This is a genomic window from Nonomuraea terrae (genome assembly GCF_044465245.1).
In the GTDB taxonomy this organism is placed as follows: domain Bacteria; phylum Actinomycetota; class Actinomycetes; order Streptosporangiales; family Streptosporangiaceae; genus Nonomuraea; species Nonomuraea terrae.
In genome coordinates, this window is record NZ_JBITLL010000004.1 from 319,000 (window position 1) to 332,852 (window position 13,853).

At 71.5% G+C, this 13,853-nt stretch carries 17 protein-coding genes; 7 read left to right on the forward strand and 10 right to left on the reverse strand.

Features of this window, described 5'->3' with window-relative positions; all coding sequences use genetic code 11:
- Positions 1-91: 91 nt before the first annotated feature.
- Positions 92-1,027 carry a ChbG/HpnK family deacetylase gene (locus ACIBP6_RS19770; RefSeq protein ID WP_397054002.1) on the reverse strand — a complete coding sequence of 312 codons (936 nt, stop codon included), beginning with the start codon at positions 1,025-1,027 and terminating at the stop codon, positions 92-94.
- Entirely contained in the window at positions 1,024-2,397 is a 1,374-nt protein-coding gene (locus ACIBP6_RS19775) for an MFS transporter (RefSeq protein WP_397054004.1), read from the reverse strand. Before ACIBP6_RS19775 ends, ACIBP6_RS19770 begins: the two co-directional genes overlap by 4 nt.
- Positions 2,398-2,659: 262 nt before the next feature.
- Between ACIBP6_RS19775 and ACIBP6_RS19780 the strand changes: the two genes are divergently transcribed.
- Positions 2,660-4,588, forward strand: a complete 1,929-nt coding sequence (locus ACIBP6_RS19780; protein ID WP_397054006.1) for a hypothetical protein — start codon at positions 2,660-2,662, stop codon at positions 4,586-4,588.
- Positions 4,589-4,606: 18 nt separating this feature from the next.
- Here ACIBP6_RS19780 and ACIBP6_RS19785 read toward each other — a convergent pair whose 3' ends face one another.
- On the reverse strand, positions 4,607-5,089 hold the full coding sequence (locus tag ACIBP6_RS19785) for a hypothetical protein (protein WP_397054008.1): 483 nt from the start codon (positions 5,087-5,089) through the stop codon (positions 4,607-4,609).
- Between the two features lie 53 nt (positions 5,090-5,142).
- Between ACIBP6_RS19785 and ACIBP6_RS19790 the strand changes: the two genes are divergently transcribed.
- The 3 genes from ACIBP6_RS19790 (at position 5,143) to ACIBP6_RS19800 (ending at position 6,691) form a co-directional block, all read left to right on the forward strand.
- The gene (locus ACIBP6_RS19790; protein WP_397054010.1) at positions 5,143-5,469 is read left to right on the forward strand and encodes a hypothetical protein; all 327 of its coding nucleotides are present in this window, start codon (positions 5,143-5,145) and stop codon (positions 5,467-5,469) included.
- A gap of 357 nt (positions 5,470-5,826) precedes the next feature.
- Entirely contained in the window at positions 5,827-6,141 is a 315-nt protein-coding gene (locus ACIBP6_RS19795) for a 4a-hydroxytetrahydrobiopterin dehydratase (protein WP_397054012.1), read from the forward strand.
- Between the two features lie 64 nt (positions 6,142-6,205).
- Complete coding sequence (locus tag ACIBP6_RS19800) at positions 6,206-6,691, forward strand: GNAT family N-acetyltransferase (protein WP_397054014.1); 486 nt, start codon at positions 6,206-6,208, stop codon at positions 6,689-6,691.
- A 6-nt stretch (positions 6,692-6,697) separates the two neighbouring features.
- On the opposite strand, the gene ACIBP6_RS19805 is transcribed toward ACIBP6_RS19800, so the two are convergent.
- Together ACIBP6_RS19805 and ACIBP6_RS19810 are read right to left on the reverse strand one after the other, a co-directional pair.
- Entirely contained in the window at positions 6,698-7,708 is a 1,011-nt protein-coding gene (locus tag ACIBP6_RS19805) for an LLM class flavin-dependent oxidoreductase (RefSeq protein WP_397054016.1), read from the reverse strand.
- A gap of 28 nt (positions 7,709-7,736) precedes the next feature.
- Positions 7,737-8,399 (reverse strand): class I SAM-dependent methyltransferase, encoded by a 663-nt coding sequence (locus ACIBP6_RS19810; protein WP_397054018.1) that lies wholly within the window; start codon positions 8,397-8,399, stop codon positions 7,737-7,739.
- Positions 8,400-8,506: 107 nt separating this feature from the next.
- Here ACIBP6_RS19810 and ACIBP6_RS19815 point away from each other — a divergent pair, with 107 nt between their 5' ends.
- Together ACIBP6_RS19815 and ACIBP6_RS19820 are read left to right on the forward strand one after the other, a co-directional pair.
- Complete coding sequence (locus ACIBP6_RS19815; protein ID WP_397054020.1) at positions 8,507-9,085, forward strand: TetR/AcrR family transcriptional regulator; 579 nt, start codon at positions 8,507-8,509, stop codon at positions 9,083-9,085.
- Positions 9,069-9,494 carry a PPOX class F420-dependent oxidoreductase gene (locus ACIBP6_RS19820; protein WP_397054022.1) on the forward strand — a complete coding sequence of 142 codons (426 nt, stop codon included), beginning with the start codon at positions 9,069-9,071 and terminating at the stop codon, positions 9,492-9,494. Before ACIBP6_RS19815 ends, ACIBP6_RS19820 begins: the two co-directional genes overlap by 17 nt.
- Positions 9,495-9,499: 5 nt before the next feature.
- Here ACIBP6_RS19820 and ACIBP6_RS19825 read toward each other — a convergent pair whose 3' ends face one another.
- From ACIBP6_RS19825 to ACIBP6_RS19840, 4 genes are all read right to left on the reverse strand, one after another.
- The gene (locus tag ACIBP6_RS19825) at positions 9,500-9,913 is read right to left on the reverse strand and encodes a RidA family protein (protein ID WP_397054024.1); all 414 of its coding nucleotides are present in this window, start codon (positions 9,911-9,913) and stop codon (positions 9,500-9,502) included.
- A gap of 11 nt (positions 9,914-9,924) precedes the next feature.
- Positions 9,925-10,611 carry a universal stress protein gene (locus ACIBP6_RS19830; RefSeq protein WP_397054026.1) on the reverse strand — a complete coding sequence of 229 codons (687 nt, stop codon included), beginning with the start codon at positions 10,609-10,611 and terminating at the stop codon, positions 9,925-9,927.
- The gene (locus tag ACIBP6_RS19835) at positions 10,608-11,492 is read right to left on the reverse strand and encodes a universal stress protein (protein WP_397054028.1); all 885 of its coding nucleotides are present in this window, start codon (positions 11,490-11,492) and stop codon (positions 10,608-10,610) included. The genes ACIBP6_RS19830 and ACIBP6_RS19835 overlap by 4 nt, the downstream gene beginning before the upstream one ends.
- A 101-nt stretch (positions 11,493-11,593) precedes the next feature.
- Positions 11,594-12,121: a hypothetical protein gene (locus ACIBP6_RS19840; protein WP_397054030.1), complete on the reverse strand. Its 528-nt coding sequence runs from the start codon at positions 12,119-12,121 to the stop codon at positions 11,594-11,596.
- A gap of 170 nt (positions 12,122-12,291) precedes the next feature.
- Here ACIBP6_RS19840 and ACIBP6_RS19845 point away from each other — a divergent pair, with 170 nt between their 5' ends.
- A complete protein-coding gene (locus ACIBP6_RS19845) occupies positions 12,292-12,969 on the forward strand; it encodes a helix-turn-helix domain-containing protein (protein ID WP_397054032.1) in 678 nt (225 codons plus the stop codon).
- Between the two features lie 51 nt (positions 12,970-13,020).
- On the opposite strand, the gene ACIBP6_RS19850 is transcribed toward ACIBP6_RS19845, so the two are convergent.
- Positions 13,021-13,824 carry a hypothetical protein gene (locus ACIBP6_RS19850; RefSeq protein ID WP_397054034.1) on the reverse strand — a complete coding sequence of 268 codons (804 nt, stop codon included), beginning with the start codon at positions 13,822-13,824 and terminating at the stop codon, positions 13,021-13,023.
- Between the last annotated feature and the right edge of the window lie 29 nt (positions 13,825-13,853).

A 13,853-nucleotide genomic window follows, 5' to 3' on the forward strand; every position in this document is an offset into this window, starting at 1 on the left:
GACCATCATTTTCATGGGAACCTCTGGTCAAAAGAAGACGCGGAGGCGATGCCCCCGCCTACGCCCCGTTCGATCAAGGGCAGCACACGATTCAAGAGATCGTCCGCGAAGCGCTGATGACGCCACCGGGAGCACGTGATGAACCCTGGCGGAAGAGGCGTCGCCGGAGCCGGCCGCTCGCGGCCGGGCCGGAGGCGTCAGGTCCACCAGCCTGCGACGATCTCGACGTCTTCGCTTTCGAGGGCGTTGTGCCAAGCCGGGTCGCGTAGCAGGCGCGTCTCCCAGGTTCGTACGATGCCGTCCGGTCCTGTGACCGCGTCTTCGCGGGACGGGTGCAGGAACAGCTCGCTGGTGCCTTCGGGGAGAGAAGCGAGGCGGCGGAGGTAGTCGTCTCGGAGTTGCGCGTACCTGCGAGCTCCTGTGCCGTGCGGCGGTTGGTCGCGATGGTCCGCGGGATGGGGACGCCCAGGGCGTCGGCGAGGGCGACGGCGCGTTCGTGTGCTGCCGCGAGGGGCGGCGGGAGGGGCCCGCCGACGTACGGCACCGGGTCACGGGGCAGGCGGAAGGCGAGGTCGTGGCGGGCGCACCACTCGAGTGTCCCGGCGAGCCATGATCTGCCGTGCAGGCCGTAGAGGGTGCCGGCGTGGGAGTCGGCTGCCTCGGGGACGAGGCCGCGGTCGCGCATCCAGCGCAGCTGCGCGTCGGCCTCCTGCAGGACGTCGTGGAGCTCGCCGCGGGCTCCGAGAGTGAACGGATCGTCGGTGAGTGTGCCGTCCGGGTCGACGAGGCTCGTCGCGGCGTTGAGCGGGCGCCAGCGTGGGATTCCGCGTTCGCTGGTGAGTGTCACGTGCAGGCGTGGCACGACGCCGAGCTTCCCGACCTGGTTCGCGGCTTGCTCCGCGATCGGCGAGACGCAGATGAGCGTCGTCGCGGTGACGTGTCCCTCGGCGAGCAGGGCGGCGATGACCTCCGTCGTGCCGGGTTCGCGGCCCAGATCGTCGGCTGTGATCACGAGTCGGCGGGTCATCGGGGAGGCTCCACCGGCTCGGCCGCCGCGGGCGGCGGCTCGACCGCCTCGGGCGGGGTCTCGGACGGGACGGAGATGAGGCGCGCGGCGAGGGCGCCGATCGTCGTCAGGACGAACGGGTACACGCATAAGTACACGCGGAACGCGAGCCCGGGGTCGGTGCCGGGGTCGTCGCCCGAGTTGTAGCCGAAGAACACGCCCAGGGATGTGAGCGCGAGCCCGGTCACGATCCCGTTGAGCCGGCCGAAGAAGCCGAACGCGGACAGGAAGAGCCCCTCGCGGTGCTGCCCGTCGCGCGCCGCGTCGGCGTCCAGCACACGGGCGACGATGAGGTCGTTCGTCGCGAGCATTCCCGACCACCCGGCCCCGACGAGCACCCCCGCGGCGATCGCGGTGACGAGGTCGGTGGCGAAGAACAGGGCCGCGAAGCTGGCCGCGAGCACCGCGAAGGCGAGCCGCCAGGTCCACAGGGCGCCGCGGCGGGTGATGACGCGCGTCCACACCACCAGGCCGCCCGCCGAGACGAGGATGACGATGCCCTGCAGGTAGAGCGCGTTGACGACCGGGAGGCCGAGCGAGTAGCGCACGTACAGCTGGATGCCCGAGAGTACGAGCGCCATGGCCGTCCCGTAGCAGGCGCCGGTGAGCCCGACCCTCCAGAACATCGGGTTGCGCACGATCGACCACACGCTGGGCAGCAGCCGCGGCCGCTCGCGCGTGGAGTAGCGGGGGCTCTCGCGCGCGCCGAGCGCCATGAACACGATCACGACGAGGGCGACCGTGCCATAGATGATCGCTGTGATCTGGAAGCCCTGGGTGGACTCCTCGGTGCCGAACACCTCCGTCGTGAGCAACGGGGTGACCGCGAGCGAGATCACCAGCGCCACGAGCTGGAAGCCCTGGCGCAGACCGTTGGCGACGGCGCGGTCGCGCTCCAGCGGATACAGCTCGGGGAGGAGCGCGCCGTAGTTCGCGTTGAGCATCGAGTCGAAAGCCTCGCACAGGATCGCGAACACCGCGAACCACAGCAGGAGGCCGATGCCCTGCAGCGAGGCCGGCGCGGAGAAGAACGCGATCATGCAGGCCGCGAGCATCGGCGCGCCGGCGAGCAGCCATGGCCGGCGCCGGCCGAACCTGCTGCGGGTGCGGTCGGAGAGGTGCCCGAGCAGCGGATTGTCGACCGCGTCGATGATCGCGTAGACCACCATGACCGCGCCGTAGGCGCGAACGTCGAGCCCGAGGATGTCGACGTAGAACAGGATCATCGATCCTTTGATCATGTTGATCGGGAGGGAAGTGCCGAACATCCCGATGGCGTAGCGCCACGCGGGAGTCCGTCCCGAGGCGGAGGGCGGAGCGGGCAGGGACACGCGACCACTTCCTAGGTGATGCCGAAGCTGTGCTCTGCGTCACCTTCGCACCCGAAGGTCAACACCGGGTGAAGGCGGGGCGCCGGTCCAGGTGCCTGAAAAGTTATAGGGCGGAGTGCTTCCGGCTCACCTGTGGGAAGCTTGGGGCCACGTAGTCGTATGGCCCGGCCCAGGCGTCGTCCGGGGGTCGAGGGAGGAGCGACGCGTGGCTCATCCGACGGTTCCGTGGAATCCCGAGCTGTCCGGGATCGACCCTGATCGTATGGACACGTTCGTCGCCGCCATGGACAGAGCCTGCGTGGACGTCGCCGAGCAGACCCAGGCGATAAGGGCAGAGCTGACGCGCGTGGGGATGGGCACGCTGACGTTGACCCCCTTCGTGGAGATCGAACGCTGGGTCCGCGGGCAGGTGCCGGCGCTACGGGCCCGCAACGCCGTCATCCGCAGGCGCCTGCCCGGCTGGACGCCGGGCGTCGTGACCTACGACGAGGCCACGATGCCGACGCCGGAGCAGTCCCGTCGCGAAGGCGCGGCCATGGGGGCGCTCTATCGGCAGTACGTCCAGGACGCCGAGCGTGGCATGAGCAGCCCGTGGCCGAACGACGCCGCCGAGCGCTTCCAGAAGCTGATCGAACGCGTGCTGACGCGCAAGGACGATCCCGACTTCGCCGCGGCCTTCTTCGGCGAGCTCGGGACGGCCGGGACCGTGGCCCTGCCCAAGGACATCCTCGACCTGTTCGGGCCGGCCGCTACAGGCGTCCCCGTCGGGCCCGCGGAGAAGAAGGTCCTTGGCGACTTCAGCCGCATGTTCGCGGCCGCCGGCGCCGCCGTTCCTCCCGATCCCCGCTTCCCCAAGGTGATGAGCGACATCGAGCGGGGCGGGGAAGGGATCGACGCGGAGTCGCTGTCCTGGCTCGTCAGCGAAGGCGCCTTCGCCACGCAGTGGCTCACCACCGTGGCCCGCCGCCACCTGCGGCCCGCTCCCACGGGCCGGGTGGACGTCGCCGGGCGATTCCTCAGCGCCCTGTCCCGCAACCCCACGGCGGCACGGGCCACGGTGACGGATCTCGCGGGGCTGAGCACGCACGTGTCGCGCGACCCCGCCGCGAGCGACGCGTTCGGCCGCGTGCTGGCGGCGGCGTCCGGGGTGTACGACGAGAAGGACGGCGCGCACAGCGCGAAGGCCGCCGCATTCGCGTTCCAGGTGATCACACAGGGGCCTGGCCTGCTGAAGAACGACGAGATGCGCAAGTATTTCGCCGAGATCGCGGGTGCGTACGCCACGGAATTCGCCGCGACCCCGTCTCCGTTGGACTCCGACTCGCAACTGCCGAGCCGGTTCGGCGGCTTCGATGACAATCTCGTCGGAACGAACCCGATGTTCCGTCTGTCGCTGGCGGACAGCTATCGGTTCATGAAGACGTTCGCGGACAACGATGCCCACATGGAGCCGTTCGACAAGGGCATGGCGGCGCTCACTCAGCGACTCTTCGAGGCGGGCGTGCGGACGGACCGTCACCTGCTGGCCTTCCCTCCCGCTGATCGGCGGCAGCAGGAGACGGCGGTCGAGCAGGTCTTCACCCGGCTGGGCGCGGTCGCGGGCACGCAGTTCTCCGCGTTGAAGGCCGTCCGCGGCACCGCTGACCTCAGGGACAAGGAGGACGCCGAACGCTTCGGACAGGTGCTGGACAAAGGGATGGACGCCGGAATGCTGTTCCTCCCCACCGCGGGAGGAACACCCGCGGCGGCGGCCTGGATGTTCCTGAGCTGGGGGCTCAAGGACGGCCTCGGCGCGGCGATGGAGCCGGACCTCCGGCTGCCGGACGTCAAGAAGAAGGAACTGGCGCACACACGCGCGGTCCTGTATGAACTCGCCACCGGGCTCGTCGCACAGGGCTACACCTCGAAGGATCCTCCGGTCGGGTTCAAACCTCCGACCGACCCGCTCATCGTGGAGGAGCACGGGCGGCTGCGGCCCTACTCGGAGATCAGCGCGGACCCACGGGCGAACAAGGCCTTCCTGGACTGGTTGAAGGAGAACGGGAGTGTCGATGACGCGGCCGACCGCCGAATGCTGGGAAAGATGGCCGGCGCGGCGTCCAGGAAGTTCGCCGGAGAGCGGGCCAACGCGGAGAATCACCTGTCCACGATTGACCCCGAGCTGAAGAGGGTCCTCGACGGAGGAGGCTGAAGGATGATCGTGCCCGGGCTATTCGCGCGGGATGCAGTCCGTTTCACCCACCGCCACGGCCTCGTGCTGGCTGAGAGTCTCCATGGTGATGCTGGTGCGGGACGAAGCGAGCTTGAGCGTCGTCCTGGGCGAACCGAACTTGTAGGCCTCGTGCACCTTATAGCCCCAGGTCGTACCGAGCGTGCCCGCCATCTCGGCGAGAAGGTTGCTGTCGAGTCTGGAGAATGTGGATTTCACGGCGTAGGTGCGCTTGACCCCGTCCGTTCCGCAGGGCACGTCCTTGCCGCCGGGATCGGTGACCACGGTCTCGTCCGCGTCCACCGTCTCCATCAGCTCCGTGATGTGCCGCTCCAAGGTCTGACCGGCCTGTTCCACGGTCGGGCCGGGATCGGGACTCGAGCAGCCGGCCAGGGCAGTGAGGAGCGTCACGGCAGTCGCACAACGCCACACCGGTGCCATCGAGATCGTCTCCGTTTCGAACGTCGGCCCCGCCGCTCCCATACTCCATCACCTGGCCTTCGCCGTACCCGTAATGCCGAGATGGGTTGGCGACGATGACCGAGATGCCGGTGGACAATCCTCGTTACGAGGCCCTGCAGCAAGCGCTGGCCAACGTCGAGCGGCACGTCGCCCGGCTCCGGGCGGCGCTGGACGAGCCGTTCGACCTCTTCTCCGGCGACGCCGTGTGGATCGGGCCCGTCGCCAGGAAGTTCGGCGAGGATCTGGGGCATTACCGGCAGCGGCTCAAGCAGCAGGCCGAGACGGTGATGGCGGAGCTGGAGGCGGAGATCAGGCGGACGCCGCCGAAGGTCTCTCCGGCCGTCGCCCGGCAGGAGGCCGCCCGTCTGACCGGAGAACCTCGGACGTTCCCCACCTTCTAGCGAGTGACTCACGACCGGGCCGAGGCACGTCTACAGGTCCGCCGGGGAGGGCTGGCGATGAGGCTCAGCGTGGCGATCTCGCGTCTCCGCCGGCCGCAACACCGGGGTCGGCACGTCGGGCATGGTGCCTCTTGTCGGGGCCGGTGTCCATGGCCCCCGACCCGCTCCTGTGATCTGACCGGCCTCGGCGGCGCGCCGCTTGGGCTTGTACAGGAGATCCTCGTACACCTCCTGAGGAGTGTCGCCGCCTCCGAACGCGTCCGGGAAGGAGAGAGCGGCCCCGCGAACGGGTCTCAGGTGTGAACGCGGCGACCGGTGGTAGCCCCATCGTCGGGAACGACGACATGGGAGGAAGGCATGGCCGAGGAGCTCCTGACCGACGACGAGATCGACACCGCGCTGGCGGCACTCCAGGGCTGGCGCCGTGACGGCGACGCCTTGAGCAAGGATGTCCCGGTGACGCCGGACAGCCATGAGTGGCTGAGCGAGGCGGTGATGAACGAGGCCGACGTGCTCGACCATCATCCCGACATCGAGAGCACGGACAGCGGCATCCGGTTCCGGCTGTCCACGCACAGCGCGGGTGGGGTGACCGCGCGGGACGTCGAGCTGGCCGCCCGGATCGACCAGGTGTTGGAGGGCGGAGCACGGGACCGGGCCACGCCCTCGTGACCGACACCGGTCCACAAATGTCGAATCACGAGAAATGCGCAGCGAAGAACCGCATGCTGGACGGGTGCCCGCGATCACGCTGAAGTTGTCCGTACGCGACCTGACCCGTGACGACCTGGCGTTGTGCGGCTGGGCAGGTCCGCCCACGCACCTGACCCAGGTGGCGAGCGCGTTGGGTCGCCGCCGCACCGGCGGGGTCGACTACCTGGCCGTGTGCCCGCCGTCCGGCCATCCCGTCGCCCTCGGCGGGGTCGACTACGCGGTCGTGGCCGACGCGGGCACGCTGTGGCAGTTGACCGTGCACCCGGCGCTGCGGTCCTGCGGGATCGGCTCCCTGCTGATCCACGCCCTTGAGCGACGCATCCTCGCGCGGGGGTTGCGACGTGCCGAGCTGTCCGTGGAGGAGGACAACCCGCGGGCACGGAAGCTGTACGAACGGCTGGAGTACGTGCCCTGCGGCCAGCGGGTCGAGGCCTGGGACACCGAGGGGCCCGGCGGTTCGCCGGTCTGGTACGAGACGGTCTGCACCGTGATGCGCAAGGACCTGTAGGGGCCCTCAGAGGTCGAAGGCGGCGGCGAGGAGTTCGTGGGAGCGCCGGCGGGTGGCCGGGTCGGGCAGCATGTTCTGGATCATGATCTCGTCGGCGCCGCTCTCCGCGGCCATCTGCTCCAGGGTGGCGCGGACCTGGGCGGGGTCGCCGGCGACGAATCTCGGCCACCGGTCCCCGACGATGGCGGTCGGCTCGTCGCGTTCGGAGTCCGTCAACTCGCGGGCCGCCTCGTCGGCCGTCGGGACGAGCGTCTGGACGTCCCCCCGGTACAGGCGGGCGTAGTACGCCTTCGGCGAGCCGGCCAGGCGCGCGGCCTCGGCGGCGGTCTCACCGACCGTGACGTTGACGGCGAGGATCGCCCGCGGCTCGCTCAGGCCGAGCCCCTGCGTACGGAACTGCTTGCGGTAGTGGCGCAGGGCGGGCGCCGCACCCTGGGGGTTGATGAACCCGGCGAAGCAGTAGCCGATGCCGAGCCCGGCCGCGAGGTTGGAGCCGTTGGGGCTGGAGCCCAGCAGCCACGTCTGCGGGATCTCCGGCACCGAGGCCATCAGCTTCACCGTCGCGAACGGGTGGTCGCCGGGGAACGCGTCGTACAGCCAGGCCACGGTCTCGGCGACCTGCTGGGCGTGGTCGGCCTGGGCGGGGTGTTCGCGGTCGCGCTGCAGGGCGAGGTCGATGACGGGGCCGGCCGTGGCGCGTCCCATGCCGAGGTCGACGCGGCCCGGGAACATGGCTTCGAGCTGCTTGAACATCTCGGCGACCTTGAACGGGCTGTAGTGGTTCATCAGCACCGCGCCCGACCCCACCCGGATGCGCGAGGTCTGCGCGCCCACGGCGGCGATCAGCAGCTCGGGGTGGTGGGAGGCGCCCATGGCGTTCGCGTGGTGCTCGGCGAACCAGATCCGGTGGTATCCGAGGTGTTCGGCGTGCTGGGCGAACCGTACCGACTCGGCCAGCGCCTGCTTCTCGTCGCTCCCCGGCTTGACCGTGCCGAGATCCACCACGGACAACCTCATGCGATCACCTCTCCGACGCGCCGACGGCTCACACCGTACCGGTGCCCGCCGGCCGGGTGGCGCGGACGTAGTAGAGCAGCGGCAGCTCCCCTTCGGACTCCACGGTGAAGCCGGCGCCGGGGATCAGGGCGCTGATCAGGTCGCGGGGGTCGTGGCGCATGGCGGGGCCGGCGAGCGCGCCGACGACGCGCCGGGCCGCCCGGACGGTCGGCGGGCGGAACTCGGCGATCAGCAGCCGCCCGCCCGGCCGCAGCACGCGGAACATCTGCCGCAGCGCCTCCGGCCGGGCCTCGGCCGGCATGTGGTGGACCGCGAGACTGGAGATCACCAGGTCGAACGAGGCGTCGGGGAACGGCGGACTCTGGCCCTCGCCCTGCACGTAGGCGCAGTTGGCCGGGGCGCGGCGGGCGGCGTACTCGATCATGGCGGGGCTGGGGTCGAGGCCGGTGACGTGGCCGCGGGGGCCGACCACCGGGGACAGGATCCGGCTCAGGTAGCCGGTGCCGCAGCCGACGTCCAGCACCCGGTCGCCGGGCCGCGGGCGGGCCGCGGCGGCCAGGCGGGTGAAGACGGCGCGACGGCCGCCGAGGAACCCGATCGAGGCGGAGATCTCGTACGCGCGCGGCCGGTCGATGGTGCCGCCGGCGTCGGGGTGCTCGTCGTGGTGGTGCAGCAGCTTGCCGAGGCTCATGATGTCCTCCAGGACATTCTGTTCGTTATCGAATGATGCGTTCATGATGAGGGCGGGTCAACGAGCGGATCGGCCGTGCTGTGCGATACCGAACAGGGAGCGGGAAAGTGTCCGGAGACCGGCGGGTGCGGCGTACGCGGCGGCTGATCCAGGAGGCGCTGGTGGCGCTGATCCTGGAGAAGGGCTACGAGGCGGTGACCGTCACCGACGTCATCGAGCGCGCCGACGTGGGCCGCTCCACGTTCTACTCCCACTTCACCGACAAGCACGACGTGCTGCTCAGCAACCTGGACGACCACGACTTCCTGCGGCCCGCGCCGGACAGCGGGGGCGGGCTGTTCGCGTTCAGCCTGCCGATGTTCGAGCACGCGCGCGAGCGGGGGCGGCTCGTGCGGGCCCTGCTGGGGCGGCGCGGCGGCGGGCCGCTGCTCGCGCACGGGGAGCGGCTGCTGGCCGAGATCGTCAGGAGGGAGCTGCTCGCGGCGGGCGCGCGGCCGTCGGGCGGGCTCGACCTGCTGGTGGTGTGCGTGGTGGGCGCGTACATGGGGCTGTTGCGGGCGTGGGTGGACGGCGAGACCGCCGCCTCCCCCGCCGAGCTGGACGCCGCCTTCCGCACGGCCGTCGAACCCGGCGTATGGGCGCTCATCCATGGTGACGTAGCGTATCCACATGGACGTGATGAGTGACGCCGAATGGCGTGAGTTCGTGACGACGGGGACGCGCACCGGCAAGCTCGCGGTGACCCGGTCCGGGGGCCAGCCGCACGTCACGCCGGTCTGGTTCCTGCTCGACGAGGACGACGTGGTGTTCACCACCTCGGAGACCAGCCTCAAGGGCAAGGCCCTGCTCCGTGACCCGCGGACCGCGTTGTGCGTGGACGACCAGCAGCCGCCCTACTCGTACGTGCTCATCAGGGGCAACGCGACGCTCTCCCTCGACCTGGAGGAGCTGATGGTGTGGGCGACCGAGATCGGCAGGCGTTACATGGGCGACGAGCGCGCCGAGGAGTTCGGCGCGCGCAACGCCCGCCCCGGGGAGTGCCTGGTGCGGCTGCGCATCGAGGACGTGGTGGCCCACCGGGCCGTGGCCGGGTGAGACCGTCAGACGGGGACGACGGCGAGGGCCTCGATCTCGACGAGCAGGTCGTCGCGGACCAGGCGGGACACCTCGACCAGGGTGCTGGCGGGGGCGATGCCGGCGGGCAGCGTCTGGTCGCGGACCTCGCGGACGACGGCGACCTGGGAGGCGTCGCGCAGGTAGTAGCCGAGTTTGACCACGTGTTCCCAGCCGGCGCCCGCGGCTGACAGGGCGGCGTGCAGGTTGGCGAACACCTGCCGGGTCTGGGCCCGCAGGTCGCCGGCGCCGACCAGCTCGCCGGCGGCGTCGAGGGCGATCTGCCCGCTGACGACGACCAGGCGGCCGGGGACGTCGACGGAGATGACGTGGCTGTAGCCGGGGCCGGGCGCGAGGCCGGGCGGGGTGATCTGGCGCGGTGATCTGCGGGGGTCACTCATGATGATCCAGGCTAGCCCCGTCGCGCGTCGGCGCGGTCGGCGACCACCGCGACGGGGCAGGTGGCGCGCCGCAGCAGGGACGCCGCGCCGGTGCGGCCGACGACCATGAGGGTCGCGCCTTCGCGCGGGTCGGCCGTACGGACGGGCACGCCCTGGTGGCGGACGGCCGGGCCCGCGGCGGTGACCGGCAGCCGGCGAAGGGCGGCCTCGGCGAAGGCGAACTCCAGGACGGGCGCGTCGGGCTCGCTGTCTGCCACGACGATCGGCCGGGTGCTCCCGGCGGCGGGCAGCGGCCCGCGTACGACGATCACGGGGCACTCGGCGTGGACGGCGACGTGCCCGGCCACCGAGCCGACGACCGCGCCGGGCAGCGCGCCCAGGCCGCGGGAGCCGACGACGACGAGCGCGGCGTCGGCGGACAGCTCGACCAGGCGGTGGGCGGCGGAGCCCTCGTACAGGTCGGTGCCGACGGTGACGTCGAGGCTGGTGGAACGGGCGCAGTCGGCGCCGTGCCACAGGACGTGCTCGGCCGCCTTGCGCAGCTGGGCCCTGGCCTCCGGCTCGGCCGCGCCGTACGGCCACTGCCAGGCGTGCGCGACGACGAGGGGCAGTTTCCTGAGCTCGGCCTCGTCGAGCGCCCACTCCAGGGCCTGCACGGCGAAGTCGGAGCCGTCGTGGCCGAGCACGATGCGGGTCATCTGTGCGGGTCGTCCGCGCGGTTCGGGTCGTCGGGTCGCGCGGCGCTCACCACGGCGACCGCGCAGCGGGCCCGGCGCACGACGCTGTGGCTGACCGAGCCGAGCACCGCCGAGGCGAATCCGCCCCGGCCGCGCGAGCCCACCACCACGAGGTCGGCCGTCCTGGACGCCTCCACCAGGGCCGAGACCGCGCTTCCCGGCACGATCGTCTCCACCATCTCGACATGGGGGCTCTTCTCCCGCCAGAGCGCCAGGCGTCCGGCGAGCTCGTTCGTCTCGCCCATCGGCACGGGGCCGTAGCCGACGGGATGCGGAGCCAGAGCGGGGTATCGGCTGCCGTGCAGCACGCGGATCCGGGCCGCGCGGAACCTCGCCTGCTCCAGCGCGAACGCCATCGCGGCGTCGGCGTCCGGGGAGCCGTCGTAGCCGATCACGATCTCGCCGCGCTGCTCCATGGTGAACGTCCGGACGACGACCAGCGGGCTGGCGGTGTGGCCGGCGAGCTCGGCGGTGACCGAACCGATGGCGAACGTGGGCAGTCTGCCGTGCCCTTTGCCGCCCACCACCAGGGTGGCGGCGGTCTCGGCCTCGGTCTTGAGCCGCTGGACCACCGCGCCGGTGGCCAGGGCGGTGGAGACCTGCGCCGCGGGGGCGAACGCGCGCGCCTGCTCCGCCGACTCACCGAGCAGCAGCATGTGCCACTCGGCCATCGTCTCCCTGACGTTGGAAGCGGTGGGCTCGGTCTCGCGCCTCCAGGGCTCGCGCACGTGCACGATGCGCAGCGGCAGTCCGGTGCGTACGGCGTCGTCGGCGGCCCAGGCGAGCGCGGCCTTCGCCGCCTGTGAGCCGTCGACCCCCACGACGATTGCTTTGTCCATCATCGACCTTCCTCGCCCCGGATGACCTGCCCGTTCAGCCGGAGCCCGAACCTGTGACGATGCGCCCGCTCTCCGCCCGGGGGGGCGCGGAGCGGGCGCGTGGGTCACTTCAGGAACGGGTTGCGCCGCACGATCGCCAGCCTGCCCAGCCCGAGCGTGGCGCCCGCGTCGGCCAGGGCCAGGCCGACGATCACGACCGCGTGGACGAGGTGGTCGTCCATGAACGGGTTGCTGTCCAACGGCAGCTGAGCCGCCCACATCAACACCATCATCACCGGACCCGCCACAGCGGCGATCCGCAGGCCGACACCCAGCGTCAGCGCCAGACCGACCCCCAGCAGACCCACCATGAACAACCAGTCCACCCACACCTGACCGGCCAACGCCCCGAACAGCCCACCCAGCGCGTTCTCCTGCGCGCCCTTCAGAAAACCGGACGTCGGGCTGCCACCCGCGACCCAGGCCCGCTCGGCCGGAGTCGCGAACCCCCACCCGAACGTCTTGTCGAGGAACGCCCACAGGAAGACCCACCCGAGCGAGATCCTGGCGACCGCCCACACGCGATCGACCGGGCGGCGCAGGTGGGCGGGGGTGCCGGTCTGGATGACGGGCCTGGTCACGGTGGCGGCCATGACCGCCTCCTTTCGGTGCGTGATTCGCGGTCCTTGTCGCACTCCCAGCACACCGTCCCGGGCCTCGCCGGAGCAGTGCCGTACGGCCCCGGAACGCCGGGACCTTCGTCACCGCGCACGCTCTCGAAGGACTCTGTCTCCCGCCCGTGCCCATGGGTAGCTTCACCCTGATGACCAGGGAGGACACGCTCATGTCAGACACCGGCGACTTCGGACGACGCATCCGCCACCACCGCGACCGGCTCGGCCTCACCCGCGAGCAGGTGGCCGACCGCGCGGACATGTCGGCCGGCTACATCCAGTACCTGGAGGACCATCCGGCCGTTCCCGACTCCGGCACGGTGCGCCGGTTGGCCGCCGCGCTGGAGACCACCGGGCGCGACCTGCTGGGCAGTGGCCGTGACCGCCCGCCCGGGCCGGGACCGGCCATGGCGGACCCGGTCCTGGAGACCCTCGACGCCGAGGAATGCCTGCGGCTGATCGCTCCGGGCGGCGTCGGCAGGGTGGCGTTCAACGGCTCGCACGGGCCCACGGTGCTGCCGGTGAACTACCGGCTGCACGAGGGCGCGATCGTCTTCCGCACCGCGTACGGCGGGACGATCGACCAGGATCTGCGCACCGGGATGAAGGGCGTGGAGCTGCTGATCGGCTTCGAGGTGGACCGGCTGGACGAGGCCATGCGGCAGGGCTGGAGCGTTCTCGTCCAGGGGCCGGCGCAGCACGTGCCGCAGGAGGACGTCGAACGGCTCGCCGACGCGCACGTGAGCCCGTGGGCGGGCGGCGAACGCGCCCTGTACATCCGCATCGTCCCGCAGCGGATCACCGGCCGCCGCATCCACAGCGCTTGACGTCGCACTTCGCCCGTCCCGGCTGGACGGTCCGGCGACCGGAGGGTGACGTCAGGTCGCGACCGGCTCCGCGACGGGCGAGGAAGGCTCGGTGCGCGGGGCGGCGAGGTCGTGGGCCGAGCGGGCCAGCCAGATCATCACCAGGGCGCCGGCGGCCACGGAGGCGTCGGCGTACAGGTCACCCATCACCAGCCTGCCCACCGGTACGAGCACGAACGGCGCCACCAGGCCGGCGATGCCGTAGCGGACGGTGGCGGTGTGCCAGCGGTCGTCGCGCCGCTGCGCCCGCAGCACCAGCACCGTCCAGAGCAGGCCCGCCACGCCGCAGACCAGCGGCACCCAGTCGGGCAACCGTTGATCGAGGGCGACGAGCACGTCGGCGACGCCCAGGCCGCCGAACCCGAGGACGCCCAGGGCCAGCACGTGGTCGTGGTGCCCGAAGCGCCAGACGGGCTGGATCAGCAGCACGACCGCCCACATCGGCAGGGCGCTGAGCAGCGTCATCCACCAGGGCCAGACCGGCATCAGCGGGAAGAGCAGCATGGACGCCGCCGCGACGTACAGGGCGACGCGCAGGCGCCGCGTGTCGCGGTCCTGCTCCGGCGCCGGCCCCGCCAGCGGCCCGCGCAGGCTCTGCCACAACGCCCAGGCCCACGGCAGGCCGGCGGCGACCAGCCGCAGCACGTTCGGCCACGTCACGGGGGCGCTCTCGTCCGCCTCCGTGAACAGGGTCAGCCGCCACAGCGGGCCGAGGTCGCCGGCCATCACCGCGACCAGCGCGGCGACCGCCAGCGCGGCGAGGTAGAAACCCGTGACGACCAGGGCGAGGACACCCAGACGATGACGACGGAGCACGTGGCACTCCTGGGGGCGGAGGATCGGAA

Excerpts from the sequence above, each read along its gene's own strand:
- ACIBP6_RS19770 (WP_397054002.1), bottom strand. The coding sequence starts at position 1,027 with ATGACCCGCCGACTCGTGATCACAGCCGACGATCTGGGCCGCGAACCC.
- ACIBP6_RS19780 (WP_397054006.1), top strand. The coding sequence starts at position 2,660 with ATGGACACGTTCGTCGCCGCCATGGACAGAGCCTGCGTGGACGTCGCC.
- ACIBP6_RS19785 (WP_397054008.1), bottom strand. The coding sequence starts at position 5,089 with ATGGGAGCGGCGGGGCCGACGTTCGAAACGGAGACGATCTCGATGGCA.
- ACIBP6_RS19790 (WP_397054010.1), top strand. The coding sequence starts at position 5,143 with ATGACCGAGATGCCGGTGGACAATCCTCGTTACGAGGCCCTGCAGCAA.
- ACIBP6_RS19795 (WP_397054012.1), top strand. The coding sequence starts at position 5,827 with ATGGCCGAGGAGCTCCTGACCGACGACGAGATCGACACCGCGCTGGCG.
- ACIBP6_RS19805 (WP_397054016.1), bottom strand. The coding sequence starts at position 7,708 with ATGAGGTTGTCCGTGGTGGATCTCGGCACGGTCAAGCCGGGGAGCGAC.
- ACIBP6_RS19810 (WP_397054018.1), bottom strand. The coding sequence starts at position 8,399 with ATGAGCCTCGGCAAGCTGCTGCACCACCACGACGAGCACCCCGACGCC.
- ACIBP6_RS19820 (WP_397054022.1), top strand. The coding sequence starts at position 9,069 with ATGGACGTGATGAGTGACGCCGAATGGCGTGAGTTCGTGACGACGGGG.
- ACIBP6_RS19825 (WP_397054024.1), bottom strand. The coding sequence starts at position 9,913 with ATGAGTGACCCCCGCAGATCACCGCGCCAGATCACCCCGCCCGGCCTC.
- ACIBP6_RS19830 (WP_397054026.1), bottom strand. The coding sequence starts at position 10,611 with ATGACCCGCATCGTGCTCGGCCACGACGGCTCCGACTTCGCCGTGCAG.
- ACIBP6_RS19835 (WP_397054028.1), bottom strand. The coding sequence starts at position 11,492 with ATGATGGACAAAGCAATCGTCGTGGGGGTCGACGGCTCACAGGCGGCG.
- ACIBP6_RS19840 (WP_397054030.1), bottom strand. The coding sequence starts at position 12,121 with ATGGCCGCCACCGTGACCAGGCCCGTCATCCAGACCGGCACCCCCGCC.
- ACIBP6_RS19845 (WP_397054032.1), top strand. The coding sequence starts at position 12,292 with ATGACCAGGGAGGACACGCTCATGTCAGACACCGGCGACTTCGGACGA.